17 protein-coding genes and 1 pseudogene are annotated in these 20,328 nt (G+C 58.3%); 9 read left to right on the top strand and 9 right to left on the bottom strand.

Annotated features, from left to right (window positions below):
• Nucleotides 1-106 precede the first annotated feature (106 nt).
• Nucleotides 107-1,639: a SpoVR family protein gene (locus OTG14_RS09660; protein ID WP_024909810.1), complete on the bottom strand. Its 1,533-nt coding sequence runs from the start codon at nt 1,637-1,639 to the stop codon at nt 107-109.
• A 321-nt stretch (nt 1,640-1,960) separates the two neighbouring features.
• On the opposite strand from OTG14_RS09660, the gene OTG14_RS09655 reads away from it, so the two are divergent.
• The 3 genes and pseudogenes from OTG14_RS09655 to OTG14_RS23815 form a co-directional block, all read left to right on the top strand.
• Nucleotides 1,961-3,259: a D-amino acid dehydrogenase gene (locus tag OTG14_RS09655; protein ID WP_267215002.1), complete on the top strand. Its 1,299-nt coding sequence runs from the start codon at nt 1,961-1,963 to the stop codon at nt 3,257-3,259.
• A gap of 9 nt (nt 3,260-3,268) precedes the next feature.
• The gene (gene dadX / locus OTG14_RS09650) at nt 3,269-4,339 is read left to right on the top strand and encodes a catabolic alanine racemase DadX (RefSeq protein ID WP_267215001.1); all 1,071 of its coding nucleotides are present in this window, start codon (nt 3,269-3,271) and stop codon (nt 4,337-4,339) included.
• A gap of 16 nt (nt 4,340-4,355) precedes the next feature.
• Nucleotides 4,356-4,499, top strand: a pseudogene (locus OTG14_RS23815) (hypothetical protein); the annotation flags it as partial.
• On the opposite strand, the gene OTG14_RS09645 reads toward OTG14_RS23815, so the two are convergent.
• Complete coding sequence (locus OTG14_RS09645) at nt 4,437-6,170, bottom strand: potassium/proton antiporter (RefSeq protein WP_157189357.1); 1,734 nt, start codon at nt 6,168-6,170, stop codon at nt 4,437-4,439. The pseudogene OTG14_RS23815 and the gene OTG14_RS09645 overlap by 63 nt on opposite strands.
• A 97-nt stretch (nt 6,171-6,267) precedes the next feature.
• The gene (gene ldcA / locus OTG14_RS09640; protein WP_248272659.1) at nt 6,268-7,182 is read right to left on the bottom strand and encodes a muramoyltetrapeptide carboxypeptidase; all 915 of its coding nucleotides are present in this window, start codon (nt 7,180-7,182) and stop codon (nt 6,268-6,270) included.
• A 107-nt stretch (nt 7,183-7,289) separates the two neighbouring features.
• Between ldcA and emtA the strand changes: the two genes are divergently transcribed.
• Nucleotides 7,290-7,901, top strand: a complete 612-nt coding sequence (emtA, locus tag OTG14_RS09635; RefSeq protein WP_024909815.1) for a membrane-bound lytic murein transglycosylase EmtA — start codon at nt 7,290-7,292, stop codon at nt 7,899-7,901.
• A 37-nt stretch (nt 7,902-7,938) separates the two neighbouring features.
• Here emtA and ycgR read toward each other — a convergent pair whose 3' ends face one another.
• On the bottom strand, nt 7,939-8,670 hold the full coding sequence (gene ycgR / locus OTG14_RS09630; protein WP_024909816.1) for a flagellar brake protein YcgR: 732 nt from the start codon (nt 8,668-8,670) through the stop codon (nt 7,939-7,941).
• A gap of 208 nt (nt 8,671-8,878) precedes the next feature.
• Between ycgR and OTG14_RS09625 the strand changes: the two genes are divergently transcribed.
• Both OTG14_RS09625 and OTG14_RS09620 read left to right on the top strand, forming a co-directional pair.
• The gene (locus tag OTG14_RS09625; RefSeq protein ID WP_008502662.1) at nt 8,879-9,133 is read left to right on the top strand and encodes a GlsB/YeaQ/YmgE family stress response membrane protein; all 255 of its coding nucleotides are present in this window, start codon (nt 8,879-8,881) and stop codon (nt 9,131-9,133) included.
• Between the two features lie 112 nt (nt 9,134-9,245).
• Nucleotides 9,246-11,348: a TonB-dependent siderophore receptor gene (locus tag OTG14_RS09620; RefSeq protein ID WP_090419832.1), complete on the top strand. Its 2,103-nt coding sequence runs from the start codon at nt 9,246-9,248 to the stop codon at nt 11,346-11,348.
• Nucleotides 11,349-11,412: 64 nt separating this feature from the next.
• Here OTG14_RS09620 and OTG14_RS09615 read toward each other — a convergent pair whose 3' ends face one another.
• Nucleotides 11,413-13,098, bottom strand: coding sequence for an alpha,alpha-trehalase (locus tag OTG14_RS09615; RefSeq protein WP_267215000.1), 1,686 nt, complete (start codon nt 13,096-13,098; stop codon nt 11,413-11,415).
• Nucleotides 13,099-13,200: 102 nt separating this feature from the next.
• Complete coding sequence (locus OTG14_RS09610; protein ID WP_024909819.1) at nt 13,201-14,157, bottom strand: AraC family transcriptional regulator; 957 nt, start codon at nt 14,155-14,157, stop codon at nt 13,201-13,203.
• A 115-nt stretch (nt 14,158-14,272) separates the two neighbouring features.
• Here OTG14_RS09610 and OTG14_RS09605 point away from each other — a divergent pair, with 115 nt between their 5' ends.
• The gene (locus tag OTG14_RS09605; protein WP_148770143.1) at nt 14,273-15,460 is read left to right on the top strand and encodes an MFS transporter; all 1,188 of its coding nucleotides are present in this window, start codon (nt 14,273-14,275) and stop codon (nt 15,458-15,460) included.
• 40 nt (nt 15,461-15,500) lie between these two features.
• Here OTG14_RS09605 and gap read toward each other — a convergent pair whose 3' ends face one another.
• Together gap and OTG14_RS09595 are read right to left on the bottom strand one after the other, a co-directional pair.
• Nucleotides 15,501-16,511, bottom strand: a complete 1,011-nt coding sequence (gene gap, locus OTG14_RS09600; protein WP_267214999.1) for a type I glyceraldehyde-3-phosphate dehydrogenase — start codon at nt 16,509-16,511, stop codon at nt 15,501-15,503.
• Nucleotides 16,512-16,589: 78 nt separating this feature from the next.
• Nucleotides 16,590-17,570 carry a GlxA family transcriptional regulator gene (locus tag OTG14_RS09595; protein WP_267214998.1) on the bottom strand — a complete coding sequence of 327 codons (981 nt, stop codon included), beginning with the start codon at nt 17,568-17,570 and terminating at the stop codon, nt 16,590-16,592.
• A 149-nt stretch (nt 17,571-17,719) separates the two neighbouring features.
• Between OTG14_RS09595 and OTG14_RS09590 the strand changes: the two genes are divergently transcribed.
• On the top strand, nt 17,720-18,691 hold the full coding sequence (locus tag OTG14_RS09590; protein ID WP_267214997.1) for a fatty acid desaturase: 972 nt from the start codon (nt 17,720-17,722) through the stop codon (nt 18,689-18,691).
• Nucleotides 18,684-19,442 (top strand): phosphate/phosphite/phosphonate ABC transporter substrate-binding protein, encoded by a 759-nt coding sequence (locus OTG14_RS09585; protein WP_267214996.1) that lies wholly within the window; start codon nt 18,684-18,686, stop codon nt 19,440-19,442. Before OTG14_RS09590 ends, OTG14_RS09585 begins: the two co-directional genes overlap by 8 nt.
• On the opposite strand, the gene OTG14_RS09580 is transcribed toward OTG14_RS09585, so the two are convergent.
• Nucleotides 19,421-20,317 (bottom strand): LysR family transcriptional regulator, encoded by an 897-nt coding sequence (locus OTG14_RS09580; protein ID WP_267214995.1) that lies wholly within the window; start codon nt 20,315-20,317, stop codon nt 19,421-19,423. The two genes, OTG14_RS09585 and OTG14_RS09580, sit on opposite strands and share 22 nt — an antisense overlap.
• Between the last annotated feature and the right edge of the window lie 11 nt (nt 20,318-20,328).

The raw sequence follows: 20,328 nt of genomic DNA, 5'->3' as shown, positions 1-20,328 counted from the left end.
CTCTCGTATGAGAGGTTTTTTTTCGTCGGGTGGCGGCTACGCCTTACCCGACCTGCGGGTCTTGTAGGCCCGGTAAGCGTAGCGCCACCGGGCAAAAAAGGCTGCACTACAGCGTATTCAACCGCGCCGGGCAGCGTTCCAGCAGCTCGACGCTCCCGTCTTCATTCTGCTGCTCCAGCTGCACGTCAAAGCCCCACAGGCGATGCACATGCTTCAGCACCTCTTTGCGCCCTTTATCCAGCGGCGCGCGATTGTGCGGGATATAGCGCAGCGTCAGGGAGCGGTCACCGCGCAAATCGACGTTCCACACCTGAATATTCGGCTCAAGGTTGCTCAGGTTGTACTGGGAAGAGAGGCGAGAGCGGATCTCACGGTAACCCTCCTCGTTGTGGATTGCGGAGATCTCCAGATAGTTGTTGCGGTCGTCGTCCAGCACGGTGAAGAAGCGGAAGTCACGCATGATCTTCGGCGACATAAACTGGCTGATGAAGCTCTCATCCTTGAAGTCGCGCATCGCAAAGTGCAGCGTTTCCAGCCAGTCAGAGCCGGCGATATCCGGGAACCAGTACTTGTCTTCTTCCGTTGGCGACTGGCAGATACGCTTAATGTCCTGGAACATGGCAAAGCCAAGCGCATACGGGTTAATGCCGCTGTACCACGGGCTGTTGTAAGGCGGCTGGAACACCACGTTGGTATGGCTGTGGAGGAATTCCATCATGAACCGCTCGGTAACTTTACCCTCGTCGTACAGATGGTTGAGGATGGTGTAGTGCCAGAATGTCGCCCAGCCTTCGTTCATCACCTGCGTCTGCTTTTGCGGATAGAAATACTGGCTCACCTTGCGCACGATGCGCAGGATCTCACGCTGCCACGGCTCCAGCAGCGGGGCGTTCTTCTCCATAAAATAGAGCAGGTTTTCCTGCGGCTCGGACGGATAACGACGCGCTTCGGCGACCGCTTTTTCTTCCTCACGCTTCGGCAGGGTGCGCCACAGCATGTTCACCTGGCTCTGCAGATACTCTTCGCGGCTTTTCTGCCGCGCTTTCTCCTCCTGCAGGGAGATTTTCTGCGGACGTTTGTAGCGGTCCACGCCGTAGTTCATCAGCGCGTGGCAGGAGTCGAGCAGTTTTTCCACTTCGTCCACGCCGTAGCGCTCTTCGCAGTCGGTAATATATTTACGGGCGAAGATCAGGTAATCGACGATGGAGCTGGCATCCGTCCAGCTGCGGAACAGGTAGTTATTCTTGAAAAAGGAGTTGTGCCCGTAGCAGGCGTGCGCCATCACCAGCGCCTGCATGGTAATGGTGTTCTCTTCCATTAAATAGGCGATACACGGATTGGAGTTAATGACAATCTCATACGCCAGCCCCTGCTGGCCGTGCTTATACAGCCGCTCTGTTTCAATAAATTTTTTACCAAACGACCAGTGCGGATAGTTAATCGGCATCCCGACGCTGGAGTAGGCGTCCATCATCTGTTCGGACGTAATGACTTCAATCTGATGGGGATAGGTATCCAGACGATACAGTTTTGCGACCCGGTCGATTTCGGCGAGGTAAACATCCAGCAGCTCGAAGGTCCAGTCGGGTCCATCGCTCAGACGTGTGTTGTCCTTGTTCAGGGAATCAATAGTAGCCATTAGCGCGCCCTCGTTGTGGGTGCTCTCTCTGTCTGGAGAGCCTCCTTTCAAGCATAGATCAACGTGTTAAAAAGCGTGCTGGGGCAGAAATTTTTTCTTTGCGATTTCGCGTTTTTGATACGGCAAAAAAACGGTATGTCTCAGCATATTATGCTGGTTAAAAATAACGCGCAGCAGGAGATCCCAAATTAGCACTATCCCCTGATGCTGGGGGATGTGTGAGGTAAGTCACCATAAAAAAGTCATATGTTGAATAATATTTTCAACTAGGTTATCAATCTGTAATTAGAAGATTGTTCTTTTGCACATAATGGAGTGGCTATGCGTGTTGTCATACTGGGAAGTGGTGTCGTTGGGGTAACCAGCGCCTGGTATTTAAGTCAGGCGGGACATGACGTAACCGTTATCGATCGTGAATCCGGTCCGGCGCTCGAAACCAGCGCGGCGAACGCCGGGCAAATCTCTCCCGGCTATGCCGCTCCGTGGGCTGCGCCGGGCGTTCCGCTGAAAGCGATTAAATGGATGTTCCAGCGCCATGCGCCGCTGGCCATCAGCCTTGACGGCACGCAGTTCCAGCTGAAGTGGATGTGGCAGATGCTGCGCAACTGCGACACCCGCCACTACATGGAGAACAAAGGGCGCATGGTGCGCCTGGCGGAATACAGCCGCGACTGCCTGAAAGCGCTGCGCGCGTCGACGGGGATTGAGTACGAAGGCCGTCAGGGCGGAACGCTGCAGCTGTTCCGCACGGCGCAGCAGTACGAAAATGCCACCCGCGATATCGCCGTGCTGGAAGATGCTGGCGTACCGTACCAGCTGCTGGAAGCCAGCCAGCTTGGTCAGGTTGAACCGGCGCTGGCGGAAGTGGCGCATAAGCTGACAGGCGGCCTGCGCCTGCCGAACGACGAAACCGGCGACTGCCAGCTCTTTACGCAGCGTCTGGCGCAGATGTGCGAGCAGGCGGGGGTGAAGTTCCGCTTTAACACCTCTGTCGACAAGCTGCTGTCGGAAGGGGAAAAAATTTACGGCGTGAAGTGCGGCGACGAGGTGATCAAAGCCGATGCCTACGTGATGGCGTTTGGTTCGTACTCCACCGCCATGCTGAAAGGTATTCTCGACATTCCGGTCTACCCGCTCAAGGGCTACTCGCTGACCATTCCGGTGAAAGAAGAGAGCGGTGCTCCGGTATCGACCATTCTGGATGAAACCTACAAAATCGCCATTACCCGCTTCGATAACCGCATCCGCGTAGGCGGCATGGCGGAGATTGTCGGCTTCAACACCGAGCTGCTGCAGCCGCGTCGTGAAACGCTGGAGATGGTTGTGGGCGATCTCTTCCCGCGCGGTGGCTTTGTGGAGCAGGCGACGTTCTGGACCGGCCTGCGTCCGATGACCCCGGACGGCACGCCGATCGTGGGCCGCACGCCGTTTAAAAACCTGTGGACCAATACCGGCCACGGCACGCTTGGCTGGACGATGGCCTGCGGATCGGGCCAATTGCTGAGCGACCTGATTTCCGGGCGCACGCCGGCAATTCCGTTTGACGATTTAAGCGCTGCACGCTATCAATCGGGGTTTACGCCTTCGCGTCCACAGCATCTGCACGGCGCGCATAACTAAGGAGCTGTCATGTCCCGTCCTGTTCTGGCCCAGCTGAACCTACAGGCCCTGAAAGATAACCTGCAGATTGTTCGTCGGGCGGCACCTGGTTCGCGCGTCTGGTCGGTGGTGAAAGCGAATGCCTACGGCCACGGTATCGATCGTATCTGGAGCGCCCTGAGCGCCACCGATGGTTTTGCCTTACTCAATCTGGAAGAGGCCATTCTGCTGCGCGAGCGCGGCTGGAAAGGGCCTATTCTGCTGCTGGAAGGGTTTTTCCACGCCGACGATCTGCCGCTGCTGGATAAGTACCGTCTGACTACCAGCGTGCACAGCAACTGGCAGATTAAGGCGATTCAGGATGCGAAGCTCCATGCTCCGCTGGATATCTATCTTAAGGTGAACAGCGGCATGAACCGCCTGGGCTTCCAGCCTGAGCGGGTGCATACGGTCTGGCAGCAGTTGCGCGCGCTGAAGAACGTAGGTGAAATGACGCTGATGGCGCATTTTGCCGACGCGGAAAGACCGGACGGCATTGCCGATGCCATGGTCCGCATTGAGCAGGCGGCAGAAGGGCTGGACTGCCAGCGCTCGCTGTCGAACTCGGCGGCCACGCTGTGGCATCCCGAGGCGCACTATAACTGGGTGCGTCCGGGGATCGTTCTGTACGGTGCGTCTCCCTCAGGCCAGTGGCAGGATATCGCCAACAGCGGCCTGAAGCCGGTCATGACTCTACGCAGCGAAATCATTGGTGTGCAAACCCTGAAGGCCGGCGACACGGTGGGCTACGGCAGCCGCTACCGGGCAAAGGGCGAGCAGCGGATTGGCATCGTGGCGGGCGGCTATGCCGACGGCTACCCGCGCATCGCGCCGACCGGTACGCCTGTGTGGGTCGATGGGGTTCGCACGGGAACGGTGGGCACCGTATCAATGGATATGCTGGCCGTTGACCTGACGCCATGCCCGCAGGCGGGCATCGGTTCACCGGTCGAGCTGTGGGGTAACGAAATTAAGATTGATGACGTTGCTGCCGCGGCGGGCACGGTGGGGTACGAATTGATGTGCGCCCTGGCACCGAGAGTGCCGGTTGTGACGGTGTAACGAATGTTTGTGTCGGGTGGCGCTAACGCTTACCCGACCTACGTTCGAGGGTTTTGTAGGCCGGGTAAGGCGAAGCCGCCACCCGGCAAAAAAACCGCTACTCCGCTTCCTCTTCCATCGGCCTCAAACCGACTTTCCGCACCGCGTTATCTTCTTTTTCGGCAACCGTCCAGATCATCCCGGCAAACTCCACCTGGTCTCCCACGACCGGGGCAGCGCCAAGCCGCTGCTGGATGATTTCGCCCAGCGTTTGCTGGTTATCTCCGTCTTCAGCACCTTCATCCAGGCCGTAGATCAGCGCGACATCGGCAAACCTGGCGCTGGCTTCCAGAATAAAATCGCCGAAGAAACGCTGATCCAGCGCCACCGGAGGCGACTGGCTGAACAGTTTGCCCAGCGCGGGCAGGTCGCGCTCGCGGCCAATCACGCAGAGAATATCCCCTTCGCGCAGGCGGGTGCTGCCGGTGGGGTGCAGCAGAACGTTGTCGCGGAACAGAGCGGCAATGCGCGTTTCGGCCGGCATGTGCAAATCGCGCAGTGAAGCCCCCACGCACCATTTGTCGGCGCTCAGCTGATAGACGAACTGTTCCCACGGGTTCTCCGGATGAATGTCGAGCCCCACGCGGGAGACCGGCCAGCCCACGGGAGGGACCACCACTTTGGCTTTTTTAGCCGCCCACCCGAGCGAGGTTCCCTGGAACAGCAGCGAAATCAGCACCACGAAGAACGCCACGTTAAAGAACAGCCGCGCGTTATCCAGACCGGCCATCATCGGGAACACCGCAAGGATAATCGGCACCGCGCCGCGCAGGCCCACCCAGCTGATGAAGATCCGCTCGCGCAGGTTGAAGCCACGAAACGGCAGCAGGCCTGCAAATACCGACAGCGGACGGGCAAAGAAGATCATCCATGCAGAGAGCAGCAGCGCCGGAACGGCGATCGGCAGCAGGTCCGATGGCGTAACCAGAAGACCCAGCACCAGAAACATGCCGATCTGCGCCAGCCAGGCCAGACCGTCGAAGTTCTGCAAAATGGCATGCCGGTTACGAATAGGGCGGTTGCCCATCAGGAACCCGCAGAGGTAGACGGCGAGAATGCCGCTGCCGTCCACTGCGGTAGTGACGGCAAAAATGAGAATGCCGCCGCTCAGCGCCAGCAGCGGGTAAAGCCCCAGAGGAAGCGATATACGGTTGATCGTCTGCTGGAGCAGATATCCCCCTGTCAGGCCGATGACAATCCCCAGGCCAAACTGCTGCAGAATATGTAACGCAAACGTCCAGCTCAGCCCGCTTTCGTGCTGCTGGATCATCTCGATAAGCGTGATTGTGAGAAACACCGCCATCGGATCGTTACTGCCGGATTCAATCTCAAGCGTGGAGCCCACGCGTTCGTTAAGCCCTTTTCCGCCAAGCAGGGAAAATACTGCTGCCGCATCGGTTGAGCCAACAATCGCGCCAATCAGCAAACCTTCCATGATATTGAGATGGAAAAGCCACGCGGCCATCATTCCGGTGAGGCCGGAGGTAATCAGCACGCCGACTGTGGCGAGCGACAGCGCGGGCCCCAGGGCCACACGGAAGGAGCTCGCCTGGGTGCGCATCCCGCCGTCCAGTAGGATCACCGCCAGCGCGAGGTTACTCACCATGTAGGCGAAAGGGTAGTTATCGAAAGGGATACCGCCAATGCCATCAATGCCGGCCAGCATGCCGATGGCGAGGAAAATGACAAGAATAGGTATGCCGAGACGCGATGAAAATGAACTTAATAAAATACTGCTGGTTACAAGGACCGAACCCAAAATGAAAAGGCTGATTATCGCTGCGGCATCCAATGTTCTCTTACTCCCACCTCAATGTTAACGCTGTTACTAAAACCCTAACATATTAACGACGGCAACAGCGTTTTATTAAGGGGGTATAACGGCTTTTTTATGCCTTTATGACAGGATGGCCGCTGATGGTCAGCCGACTGCCGGAATCATTGTGGATCAGCGAGGCGTGTGCCCCCAGTGCCAGGGTCACGGTGCGCTGCTCATGGCCGAAATCCAGACCGGTGATGACCGGAATATCCAGCCGCGAGCGAATGAACTCAACCATGCTCTCCAGGGAGTAACCCGCGTCATAGTCATTCGGCGCAGAACCGCTGAAGCTGCCCAGCACAATCGCGGACTGGCGTTCAAGAATACCGGCATGATAGAGCTGCAACAGCATGCGTTCGACGCGGAACGGATGTTCGTTGATATCTTCCAGCACCAGAATGCCGTCCTCGATGTGCGGCATCCACGGCGTGCCGATAAGTGAAACCAGCATCGCCAGGTTGCCGCCCCAGAGCTGACCTTCGCATTCCCAGTGCGGCCCATTGCCTTGCCACTCCACGCTGTAGGTGGAATTGCGCAGCGCGCGCCAGAAGTGTTCCATGGTAAACGCATTCAGCTCCGGGGCGCCGAAGTTACCGGCCAGCATCGGGCCGCTGAAGGTGGTAACGTTATGTAGCGCCAGCAGCCCGAGTTGGATGACGGTGAAATCGCTGTGGCCGCATATAAGTAGCGGATCCTGCTGCTGGCGCTGCGCCAGACCCTGCCAGTCAATGCTCTCCAGCAGCCGGCTCGCGCCATATCCGCCGCGCACCGCCAGCACAATCCGGTTTTCACCCTTCAGGTTCACCAGGCTGTTGATATCATTCAGCCGCTGCGCTTCTGTACCGGCAAAACGCTGCTGGCGGCGGGGGATAATCGTCTGATTTTCTACCTGATGACCCGATTCCAGCAAACGCTGAACGCCCCGCTGCGCCGCGTCCTGGTTAATGCAGTAGCCCGACGGCGCGATGAGATGAAACTGAGACATGGCAATTCCTTGCTGAATGAGAAACTAATTGTCTATATCATGCCGCGTATACGACGCCTGCTTCAAGAGGCGGCGCACCGCGATGACCGGCTATAAGGATAGATGACGTGAAATTGAGATGGTTTGCTTTTTTGATTGTGTTGCTTGCTGGCTGTAGTTCAAAACATGATTATCAAAACCCACCCTGGAACCCGGAAGTGCCGGTGAAACGGGCCATGCAGTGGATGCCGATCAGTGAACAAGCCGGGAAGGCCTGGGGCGTCAGTCCGCGTCTTATCACGGCGATCATTGCGGTGGAGTCCGGCGGTAACCCCACGCTTGTCAGCAAATCCAACGCGGTGGGGCTGATGCAGCTTAAAGCGTCAACGGCGGGGAAAGAAGTTTACCGCTATATGGGCTGGAGCGGTCAGCCGTCAACCAGCGAGCTGAAGAACCCGGAACGTAACATTTCAATGGGCACGGCCTATCTGAGCATCATGGAGCACGGCGTGCTGAAGGGTATTAAGGATCCGGAGGTGATGCAGTACGCGCTGGTGGTCTCTTACGTTAACGGTGCCGGCGCGTTGCTCAGAACCTTCTCCTCTGACCGCAAAGAGGCGATAGAAGAGATTAACGGCATGGACAAAGACGAATTCTTTGAGCATGTGGCGAAAAATCACCCGGCACCACAGGCGCCTCGTTATATCTGGAAAGTACAGAAAGCGATGGATGCCATGTAATGCCGCAGACGGGCGGCGGTCACGCTGCCCGATTTTCTTACAGAACTTTATTTGCGCGTTCCCGCGCCTCCCGCTCCAGCGAATAAATGATGCGCTGAAGCTCACGCTCTGCACCGGGCCCGACGTTCAGGAAGCGGAAGCTCAGACGCGGGGTGGTGATGGTTTCATTTTTGCTGTCCACAACGGTACGGTCGCTGATGGCAATCAGCTGTGCATCGAAATAAAAGCGACCCCAGCCCCCCATATCCAGTTCAATTTGCGTAAACCGCATGCCTTCTACCAGTCCGTCGGGTTTCGGCGTATCCATCAGCGCACCCATGCCGCCCAGTGACAGATCGAAGAGGCGGAAGCGGATCTCTTTTTTATCCGGCATTTTGGCCTTACAAAAATAGGCGGGGTGAAGCGGAGCGCTAATGCGGAAATATTCACGACGCTGAACAAACCAGAGATTGGTGGGAAGTGGGGTAGCAAAAGCAGGGAGTCCCTGGTACTCGCTCAGTTCCAGTCGCGACAGGACAAACTCCACTTTGGCGCCCTGCGTTTCGGCCATCACCGCGATATTCTCCGCCTTCAGCGCCGCGCGGTTTTCATACTCCTGACTGCCTAAATCAATCACCAGCCGCTCCTGTGAGGCGTCAAGGATCTTGCTGATGAACTGATTATTCGACCAGCTGATGCGCAGCGGCACTTCACCTTTTTGCAGGTCGCGTAATACCCCTAATACAGCCAGCGGATTTTGCTTGAGGAACTGCTCACTGTAATGACTCACGCCGGATGGCTCCTTGATTGATGACAGACTGTCTTAGCGTTATCGGCAATCTGCAATGAAACTTAATACAAACCGGTGAGTTTTTTTTGCCTGTTTACGTAAAGATAAGTCGGTGAGATGAAAATGGTTTTCCGGCGATGACCTATACTTAAGTTAGCTGTGCAGAAGGTTTTCTGCGCACGCGTTAAACCTGCAAGAGGGCATCGCTATGGGTATCATCGCCTGGATTATCTTTGGTCTTATTGCTGGCGCTATCGCGAAATTGATCATGCCGGGAAACGATGGCGGCGGCTTTATTTTGACCTGTGTACTCGGGGTCGTTGGTGCGGTTGTGGGCGGCTGGCTGGCGACGATGTTTGGCTTCGGAGGCAACATAAGTGGTTTCGACCTGCACAGTTTTCTGGTCGCTGTCGTGGGCGCCATTGTGGTGCTGGGCATATTCAGGTTACTGCGACGAGCATAACATGACGTAAACGGCTCTCTGCGGAGGGCCGTTTTTTTGCCTGCGTATTGATTTGTTAATCTAAATGATAATAATTGTCGTTCCGTATCGCATCTAACAACAAGACGACATTATGACTCCTTCACGTTTTACGCTATGCGCCCTGGCAGGCGCCGTCTCGCTCGCACTGCACGTTCCGGCATTCGCCGAAGAATCCACTATCGTCGTCACCGGCGCAGAGCAGGGCAGCGCGCTGCCGGCCTGGACGAACAGCGCCACGAAATCGGCCGTTGCTGAAAGTAAAACGCCGCAGGTCATCACGACCCTCTCTGCGCCGGAAATTGACAAGCGCCATGCGAATTCCGTGAATGAAATCCTGCGCTATGCGCCAGGGGTCTCAACCGAGGTGCGGGGGAATACCTCCTACATGAGCGAATATAAAATTCGTGGCTTTACCGTCGACCAGGAGTTCTACAACGGGCTGCAGCTGCCCTATAACGTCACCGGCAATACCAAAGCCCGCATCGATCCGCTGTTGATTGACAGCGTTGATATCCTGAAAGGCCCCTCATCGGTTCTCTACGGCGGCGGCTCGCCGGGCGGGCTGGTGAATATCCAGAGTAAAAAGCCACAGCGAGAAGCGCGAACCGAATTCGGATTTAACACCGGCAACCGCAATCTGAAAGAGGGGTATCTCGACTCAACCGGGCAGATCGCCGACAGCGACTGGAACTACCGTCTGCTGGGTAAAGCGACGGAAAATGACGATCAGCCGCACACCACCCGGTATGAAAACTACCTGGTTGCCCCGTCCGTCACCTGGCAACCCGACAGCAAAACCCGCCTGACTCTGGATGCGCTGGCGCAGAACTCCCCGAGCCTGACGCCGTCGAACCCGCTGCCGCTCGCCTACCTGCGCTCGAAATACGCGGGCAAGCGCGACTATGCCGGTGATGAGTGGAACGGATTTAAGCAGCGCCAGTGGATGCTGGGCTACAGCTTTGAACATGCGTTCGACAGCGGCTGGGGCTTTAACCAGAAGGCGCGCTATTTCGACGTCGATACGCATCAGCGCAGCGTCTATGCGACGGGCACGGGAAGCGAGGTCTATCAGCTTAACCGCTTTGCCTACACCACCGATGAAGATCTGCAGAGCTTCAATATCGATAACCAGGTGACTAAAACCGTGGCGCTGGGCGACTGGAAACACCATCTGCTGGCCGGGTTTGACTACCAGAAGCTGAACTCCCATTTCCACTACCGTTACGCGTCGACCACGCCGGGCATGGATATGCGTCATCCTGACTATTCGCAAATCAGTGAAAGCGCATTAGGGCTGTATACCGCCCAGAAAAACCGTCTGAGCTATCAGCAGAACGGCTACTACCTGCAGGATCAGGTGGAGTGGGGGGGCTTAAATCTGCTGGGTAGCCTGCGCTACGACGATTATCGCTCCGTGACCACCAATTATCTGCAAAACGGTGATAAGGACTGGGTCTCTCAGGATCGCGTCACCAAACGCCTGGGCGCGCTTTACGCCTTTGATAATGGTCTGTCACCGTTTATCAGCTATTCCGAAGGCTTTGCGCCGGTGTCGCCGAAGGGAACGCTTGCGGCGAAAGACGTCAAGCCGACCACCAGCAAGCAGGTGGAGGGCGGCGTGAAATATCTGCTGGCCGACTACGCCACCACCTTTACCGCTTCGGTGTTCAACATCCGTCAGAAAAATGTCGTCACCTCCGATCCGGGCTTCCTGAACTATCGTCAGACCGGGGAGGTGGAATCCAAAGGGGCTGAGCTGTCTGCCATCAGCCGCCCGACGGACAACCTGACGCTGATTGCTAACTATGCCTACACCCACGCGATCAACACGGAAGATGATAAGTACAAAGGGAAACGTCCAACGCAGGTGCCGGAGAATGCCTTCAATCTCTGGGGGGATTACACCTTTGAGAACACGCCGCTGAAAGGGCTGATGCTGGGGGCGGGGGCGCGCTATACCGGCCCGATGGAAATCTCACCGGCTAACGATGCGGGTAAGCTGGGCGGTACCACCCAGTACGATCTGGCGGCATCCTATCGGATGGGCGAAATCCTGCCTTCGCTGGCAGGGCTGACGCTTAAGGCCAGCGCGCAGAACATCACCAACAAAGAGACGCTGACCTGCTACGATGCGACCAACTGCTGGATTGGGCGCGACAGAACGTATCAGTTAGGGGCGAGTTACAGTTTCTAAGCAAAGCCCTGTGAGTTTAAAAAGTAGGCCGGGTAAGGCGTAGCCGCCACCCGGCAATACTCACTTACTGCGCCGTCGCCTTCACCGGCGCCACCTCATCATTCGCGGCAGGCCGATTCTCCGGCACGCTGTCGCACGGTTTCTCTTTCGGGCAGACCCGATCCAGCATCTTCAGCGTCACGCCGTTGCTCCAGCCGAAGCCGTCCTGCAGCGGATACTCGCCGCCGCCGCCGCCCGTACCGGTTGTCGACACGTCGTATTTCTCGACCAGTTTCTTTTCCCGGTCATAAGTATGCTGAACGTTTTTCAGGAAGCGCCAGGTCACATCCATCGAGACCTTCTCTTGCCCGTAATTCTGCAACCCTTCCGCCGCCACCCATTGCAGCGGGGCCCAGCCGTTTGGCGCATCCCACTGCTGACCGCTGTTGACGGTGGTGGTCGCTATTCCGCCCGGCTGTAGCAGACGTGAGGAGGTTGCCGCAGCGACTTTATCGGCACGATCCTGCGCCGCCGCCTTCACGTAAAGCGGGAACAGGGCTGCCGCCGTGAGCTGATTGCGTACCTTCTTGCTCTTCAGATCGTAATCCGCGTACCAGCCCTCTTTATCATTCCACAGGTGGCTCTCGATGGCTTTCTGACGCGCGGTGGCCAGCGCCTCGTATTTGCTTGCGCTGGCGGCGTCGCCACTCTCCTGGGCTGCCCGCGCCAGCAGTTTTTCCATTTTGAACATCAGGGCATTCAGGTCCACGGGGACAATGCTGGTGGTCCGGATGGTGCCGAGTTTTTGCGGATCGTCCATCCAGCGGGAGCTAAAGTCCCATCCCGAGGCCGCGGCGGAACGCAAATCACGGTAGATTTCGGTTGCCGGTCGGTTAGGGTTACTTTTGGCAGTATTTACATCGTCAAGCCAGGACTCCGGGCGCGGAGTGTCGCGGTCATCCCAGTAGCGGTTGAGGACAGCGCCGTCATCCAGCTTCACCACGCGCTTGTTGGCCTGACCCGGCTGAAGGGCGTCGACGCCGTCCATCCAGTAGGCATACTCTTTTTCCATCTGCGGACGATACTTCTTCAGCGCATCACTGTCGTGCGTTGCCAGCAGTTCCACCATCAGCGAGAAGAACGGCGGCTGGGATCGGCTCAGGTAATAGCTGCGGTTGCCGTTGGGAATGTGGCCGAAGGTGTCAATTTCATAGGCAAAGTTATCCACCATGTCGCTGATTTTGTCCCAATGATCGCTCTCTGCCAGGCCCAGCATGGTGAAATAGCTGTCCCAGTAGTAGACCTCGCGGAAACGTCCGCCGGGCACAACGTAAGGTTTGGGTAACGGCAGCAGGGAATCCCATTTGTTGCTGGCTTTATCCGTGGTGCGCGTCAGTACGGGCCAGAGATCGTCAATATGCTCACGTAGACTTTGTCCAGCAGGCGGAACATATTTTTCCCCTTCCGCAGGGAGCGTAAAGTTCATCTCGACAAAGTGGCGTAAGTCAAAGCTGGACTGCGTGTGCTGCATCCTATAGTCCGCCAGAATCATCAGCGGGTCGGTTTTGGGGACGGCATCCGCAAAGGTTTTCTGATCGGGAAACAGTTTGGCGCTCTGCACATCATTAAACAGCGGGCCCAGCAAAATATCGGGTGAGGCTGTCTGGGCTGCGGGGCTATCGTCGGCATAACCGAATGTCGTTACGCCGAGCAGCGCGCCGCCTAACGCAAGGGTCAAGAACGCGGGGCGTAGTGTACGAGGTCTTATCATCAGTTCGTCTCCTGTCTTCACTAAACAGCGTGACCGCTGTTGTCAATCACCTGAAAACCTTAGACGAATATTGCCCGCTTCGCGTTAAATATTGCTGGCCAGTCAGACCTCTTCCGGCGTCTGGCTGGCTTCCCGCAGCGTGCCCGGCGCATGTCCAATAATGCGCTTAAATGCCCGGCTAAATGCCGCCAGAGAGCCGTACCCCAGCCGCAGCGCAACGGTTTCTATCGGCTGATTTTCATGGCGAATGTACTGGATGGCCAGGCGCATCCTCAGCTCGCTGAGATATTTTGCCGGAGTGGTTCCCGTCGCGGCCAGAAACCGTTCGGCGAACACGGAGCGGGACGTGCCCGCTTCTTTTGCCAGATCCGCGACGCTCCAGTTCAGGCCCGGCTGCTGGTGCATGGCGTAAATGGCCCGGCTCAGGCGCGGGTCGCGCAAAACCTGCACCCAGCCGGTGGCTTTACCACAGCCGCCTTCAACCCAGCCGCGCACAATTAAGGCCGCTACCACGTCGGCCAGTCGCGCAAGGATCCCGGCAAACCCGGCCTGACGCGCCACGGACTCCCGCTCCATCGCCGCCAGCAGCGGGTGGATCTCCGGCCAGGTGGACATTAACCGGCTGACCATCATCACTTCCGGCATTGCCTTGATCAGCGGCTGCATTCCGCCCAGCTCAAAATCCATGCACCCGCTAAAGATGAGGGTGTTCTCGCTCTCCGGGCAGGGCTCGCAGGTGATGGCGCAGACCGAGCTGCAGATAGGCTCGCTCGGAAAGGCGTTGACAGGGGTAAGAGGAGCCTGCTCGTCAGAGAGCAGGGCATGGGAATTCCCGCCGGGAATAAAGAGGGCGTCGCCACCGCTCAGTTCGAACGTTGCTCCGCTCTCCATGCGCAGCAGAGCGCTACCGTGGCTCACAAAATGAAACTGCGCCCGGCCGGGAGCCTGATGAAACGCGACGCCAAATGGCGCACTGGCTTCAATGCGCCGGTATTTCACGCCTGACAGGCGCATGCCGCGTAAAAGTTCGCTGATCAAATCGGGTGACTGTACGGTCATGGCACAACTCCGGACGAATAATCAATAAGTGGAGATTATATGTCATAGATCGTCCAGGGTGAACCTTCTATTCTTTTGCGACTGTAGTCACATTTTTATAACGGGAGATCAACAGATGAGTTCATGTGTCGCGGCGAGCGAGGCGGTAGCGCCTGCAAAACCCGCCTGGCGGGCCGTTTATTCACTGGGGCTGGGGGTATTTGGTTTGATTACGGCAGAATTTCTGCCGGCCAGTTTGTTAACGCCAATGGCCGCGAGCCTGGGCGTGACCGAGGGGATGGCCGGACAGGCCGTCACTGCCACCGCGCTGGTGGCGCTGGTCACCGGGCTGCTGATCACCCCGGCAACCAAAAGTATCGACCGCCGCTGGGTGCTGATGTTTTTCTCGGTGCTGCAAATTATCTCCAGCCTGCTGGTGGCCTTTGCGCCCAACCTGCACGTCCTGCTGATGGGGCGCCTGCTGCTGGGGGTAGCCATCGGGGGATTCTGGGCAATGTCGACGGCCACGACGATGCGTCTGGTCCCGGCGGATAAAGTGCCGAAGGCGCTGGCGGTGATCTTCTCCAGCGTATCGATTGCCACGGTAGTCGCGGCGCCGCTCGGCAGCTATCTGGGCAGCCTGATCGGCTGGCGTAACGTGTTTATCCTCTGCATTCTGCCGAGCATGCTGGCGCTGCTGTGGCAGCTCTGGGTCCTGCCGTCCATGAAGCCTGAGAGCAGCGGCAGCCTGAGTACGCTGTTCCGCGTGCTGCGTCGTCCGGGGATGATCGGCGGCATGCTGGCGACCATTCTGATCTTCAGCGGCCATTTCGCCTTCTTTACCTATCTGCGTCCGTTCCTGGAAACGGTGGGGCAAGCGAGCGTGGAGACCATATCACTGATCCTGCTGGGCTTTGGTATCGCCAACTTTGTGGGCACCTCCGTTGCCGGGCATCTGCTGGCACGCAATCTGCGCCTGACGCTGGCGCTGGTGCCGTTTGCGATGGGCGTACTCGCGCTCATGATGGTCGCCTTTGGTCATCTGGCCATGCTGGACGGGCTGCTGGTCGCGCTGTGGGGCTTTGCATTTGGCCTGGTTCCGGTGGGCTGGTCAACCTGGCTTGCCACCACTGTCCCGGATGAAGCCGAAAGTGCAGGGGGGCTGTTGGTGGCCTCAATCCAGCTGGCGATAAGCGCCGGTGCGGCCGGAGGCGGGGCAGTATTTGACCTCAACGGCGCCAGCGGTGTATTCGCGGGAAGCGGTTTCCTGCTGGTGATGGCGATGGTGATTGTGTTTATGGGTGTGAAAGTGAAAGCGGAATGATTTTTGGCCGGGTGAGCGTTAGCGCCACCCGGCCTCAGGCTTACAGCCCTTTCTTATCCATCAGCACCGCCAGATCCACCAGGCGGTTGGAGAAGCCCCACTCATTGTCATACCACGCCAGGATCTTCACCATGTTCCCGCCGATGACCAGCGTGGAAAGCCCGTCGATAATCGACGATCGCGGGTCGCCCTGGTAATCGCTGGAGACCAGCGGCTCATCGCTATACCCCAGAATGCCTTTCAGGGGCCCGCTGGCGGCCGCGTTGCGGAACGCGTCATTCACCTCTTCGGCGGTCACGTTGCGGCTCAGCGTCACGGTTAAATCCACAATCGACACCACCGGCACCGGCACACGCAGGGAATACCCGGTCAGCTTGCCGTCCAGGGAGGGGATGACTTTCCCCAGCGCTTTCGCCGCGCCGCTGGAGTAGGGCACAATCGACAGCGCCGCCGCGCGTGCGCCACGCAGATCTTTCTCCGGCTGATCGTGCAGCGCCTGACTGTTGGTGTAGGCGTGCGTCGTGTTCATCAGGCCATGCTCAATCCCGAACTGCTGGTGCAGCACCTGCGCGGCCGGTGCCAGACCGTTGGTGGTGCAACTCCCGTTGCTCACCACTGTGTGCCGGGCGGGATCGTACTGGTCATGGTTAACGCCCATCACAATCGTCAGGTCGTCGTTCTTCCCGGGGGCGGAAATGATGACGCGCTTAGCCCCACCGTGGGTGATATGTACCGCCGCTTTCTCCCGCTCGGTAAAGAAGCCCGTGGCCTCAATCACCACGTCGGCGCCGACATCACGCCACGGAATATTCGCCGGATCGCGTTCGCTAAACACCGTGATCCGCTGCCCGTCTACCTGCAGCGCGCCGTCAGCCGCTTCAACGGGTGCGGGCAGCTTGCCCAGAAGGGAATCATGTTTCAGCAGGTGGGCGAGGGTTTTACTGTCCGTCAGATCGTTAATGGCCACAATCTGCAGATCCGGGTTACCCAGCGCCGCGTGCAGGAAATTACGTCCGATACGGCCGAAACCGTTAATACCGACCTTAACCATGGTGCACTCCTTATCTCTGTTGTCTGGAGTCACTGTAGGCGTCGGGCTGGTTGGCGTAAACGACAAAAAAGGATCAGATTACGCCATCTTGCGGCAGTGGAATCGCTGGCGGTACTCGCCGGGGGTAAGGTGAAGCTGTTTCTCAAAGATGCGGCGCAAATTAATGCTGGTGCCAAACCCGCTTTGCTCAGCAACGCGCTCAAGGGGATCGCGGGTCTGCTCAAGCAGCTGGCGGGCGGCGGCCAGACGCGCTTCGGTCACGTAGCGGGCCGGAGAGACGCCCGCGTCGCGGGTAAATACGCGGGTGAAATTACGCGGGCTCATCGCCGCTTTCTCGGCCAGATTTTCCACGCACAGATCGGCGGTGAGGTTCTGCAGGATCCAGGTTTGCAGTTCGCTTATCGGGCCCGACGCGCCAGGCGGCTGCAGGCTGTAACGACTGAACTGCAGCTGGCCGCCGGGACGACGCAGATACATCACCATATCCTGCGCCACGTCGCGGGCGAGGGTAAATCCGTAGTCGTCCTCCACCAGCGCCAGGGTCAGATCGAACCCGGAGCTTACGCCGCCGGAGGTCCAGATGGGGCCGTCCTGAATATACAGCGGACCGCCTTCGACGTGGATAGCCGGATACTGGGTTTGCATCGTCTCCAGCAGCCGCCAGTGGGTGGTGGCGCGACGACCGTCCAGCAAGCCGGTCTGGGCCAGCAGCATCGCGCCGCCGCAGATAGAGGCTACCCGCCGGGCATGCGGCGCAGCGAGATGCAGCCAGTCCACCACCGCCGTGCTCTCCAGCTCGTTCATGCCGCGTCCGGTAATGATAATGGTATCCAGCGGTTCACGCGGATCCAGCTCCGGCAGACGATAGTCCGCCAGCAGGTTCAGGCCGGACTGGCCGTGGATCACCTGGTGAGGCTGCGTGGTGGCGATGATAATCCGGTAGCGGGGCTGCGCAAGCCCTTCCGGGTGCAGCCGGTTGGCCTGCATCAGAATGTCGGCGATACCGGCGGCTTCAAACAGCATGCCGCCGTCGGGAACGATAATCAGGATCTTCTTCATGTCCTGAAAAGTACCTTTATCACAGAATAAGTCAAGCAACGCGTGCGCCCCACGTTTCTGGCAAAGCAAAGCGATTTAAGTTCTTTGTTATTTCCGGCGTTATCCCCGATCGTCTGGGCACTGTCTCTGGCGAAACGGCGTCCGAAGGAATGAGTCAACGAAGCTCCCTCTATTTACATCCGCAACAACGCGAACAAATCCGCCATCTTGCATCGGGTTTTATATGGCGAAGCGAACTGCCCACCTGGCTATTGATTATCACTGTTTATGCAGGCTGGTTTGGCACGCTGACGTTCTGGCAAACGCTCGGCCTGCTGCCCGCCACGCTGCTGCTCGTCTGGTTTAGCGCCTGGTACATGTCCCTGCAGCATGAGCTGATCCACGGACACCCCACGCGTTTTGCCTGGCTTAACCAGCTGTTTGGCACGCTCCCGCTGGCGGTCTGGTATCCGTACGGCCTGTACCGGGACTCCCATCTGGCCCATCATCGGCACCATAGCCTGACCCATCCGGTGGATGACCCGGAGTCGTACTATTTTACCGACGAGAGTTGGGGGCGCTTTTCCCCCAGGCAGAAGCGCCTGATCCGGGCCCGGAATACCTTTGCCGGGCGGCTTCTGCTGGCGCCGCTGCTGGATATCGTCCAGACGCTGGGCAGCGCCGCGGCGGCGTTTCGCCATCTTCACCTGAGGGCGATGACGATGTGGCTGGTTCACATCACGCTGCTGGCGGTACTCTTCGTCTGGATGACGCATATCGGTTTTTCACCCGTCTGGTTCGTGCTTGCGGTCAGTTATCCCGCGCTCGCGCTGACCAAGGTGCGATCGTTTTTCGAACATCGTGCGGCGGACGATCCGCTGGCGCGCTCCGTCATTAACGAGGCCGGACTGTTCTGGCGGGTGCTGTTTTTGAATCTCAACTACCATTCAGTACATCACGATCTGCCGGGCGTTCCCTGGTACGGGCTGAAGACGATCTACCAGAAAAACCGGGAGGCGTACCAGCAGCGAAACCGCGGTTTTCTCGTCAGGGGCTACGGTGAATGGCTGCGCCGGTTCTGGTTCAGTCCCGTCGACGTCACCGTTCACCCCGGAAAGCAACAGGGAGAAGGGTATGAGTAATCTGCTGGCGTTTCCCATGTATGCGGTGGATCGCGCCGACACGCGCGCGCTCTGGCTGGCGGTTAAGGGATTGCTGGCTGCACGCGGTGTGCCCGTCGATGATGTCCCCGACTGGCCGGAGTCCGATCTGCTCACGCACTGGCAACAGCCCGGGCTTATCCTTAGCCAGACCTGTGGTTACCCGCTGGTCACGCAGCTCCCGGACGTGCAGGTGGTCGGCTGTTTTCACTACACGGCACCGGGCTGCGAAGGGATCCAGTACCGCAGCTTTCTGGCGGTGCGCGAGGAGGATCGGCACCTGACGCTGGCGGAGTTTCGCGGACGACGGGCGGTCTGTAACTCTGCGGATTCCCAGTCTGGCTACAATGCGCTGCGAAAAAAAGTGGCTCCCCTGTTGAGTGGCGGTCCATTTTTCGCGCAAACGTCCTTTAGCGGCAGCCATCGCCAGTCGCTGATTGATGTGAAACGCGGGGCAGGGGATATCGCGGCCATCGACTGCGTAACCTGGGCACTGCTGCAGCGCCATGAGCCGGAACGGCTTGCGGGGCTGGCGATCATTGACCATACCCCGCTGACGCCGGGACTGCCGCTGATCGCTTCGCATAACACCTCACCTGAAACGCTAAACGCCATTCGCGATGCGCTCCATGCGCTGGTCAGTTCACCGGAACATCAGGCGATTTGTGACGCAGTGCTGATCGGCGGTTTTAGCGTGGTGACGCGCGAGGCCTACGCCTCATTGTCCGCGTGATAAATCTCCTGCGCGTCGGTAAAACAGCGCAGCGCCAGGGAGGAGATAGGCTTTTGCCTGCGCATAATCAGGCCGACAGGGGCCTCAATGTTCGCGTCAGCGATGGGGACAATCCTGAAATGGCTGTTCAGTGCTTCCAGCCCGTTGTTCAGCGGCATGACGGCGCAGCATACGCCGCTCTGAACCGCCTGAATGATCTGGAACGTCGAGTCGCTCTCGAAAACGGCCGTCGGTTCAATGCCGACAGACTTAAAGCCGGCCTCCATATGCGCCCGGTAGTGCATCCCTTTGGTCAGGAACCCCAGCGGAAAATCCGTCAGATCGCGCCAGGTCAATGTCTCCTGGCCGAGCTGGAAATGACGGACGTCGTGCAGCAGGCCCATCTTCGTTTTGGGAAGCTGGATAATGTCAAACAGGCTGGTGTCGATGCTGTTGAGGTAGCAAATTCCCAGCTCAAGCTGATTGCGACTGACGCCGTCGGCAATCTGCGCGGAGGACATAGAATAGAGGCTGTAGGTCAGCTCCGGGTATTTTTGCGTCAAATGGCGAATAAAAATCATCGGATCCACGCTCGCCAGCGGCACCATCCCCAGACGGAGTTCACCCACCACCTGGCCATTGCACAGCGCGGCTTCCGCCTGTAGCCCGTCGTGCGCGGCCAGCAGCGCGCGGGCCCACGCGAGGATGCGTTCACCCTCCGGCGTAAACCCTTCAAAGCGCTGCCCGCGCACAATCAATACCAGCCCGAGCTCCTCCTCCAGGCTGCGGATGCGCATGGAGAGAGTCGGCTGGGTAATGTTGCACTGCGAGGCAGCCTTGCCAAAATGGCGGGTCTCGTCGAGCGCGATTAAATATTTTAACTGTTTAATATCCATCTTTTTCTCTG

The sequence above is a fragment of the Enterobacter pseudoroggenkampii genome (assembly GCF_026420145.1).
GTDB lineage: Bacteria > Pseudomonadota > Gammaproteobacteria > Enterobacterales > Enterobacteriaceae > Enterobacter > Enterobacter pseudoroggenkampii.
The sequence above is the reverse complement of the archived record's forward strand: the minus strand, read 5'-3'. Positions and strand labels throughout refer to the sequence as shown.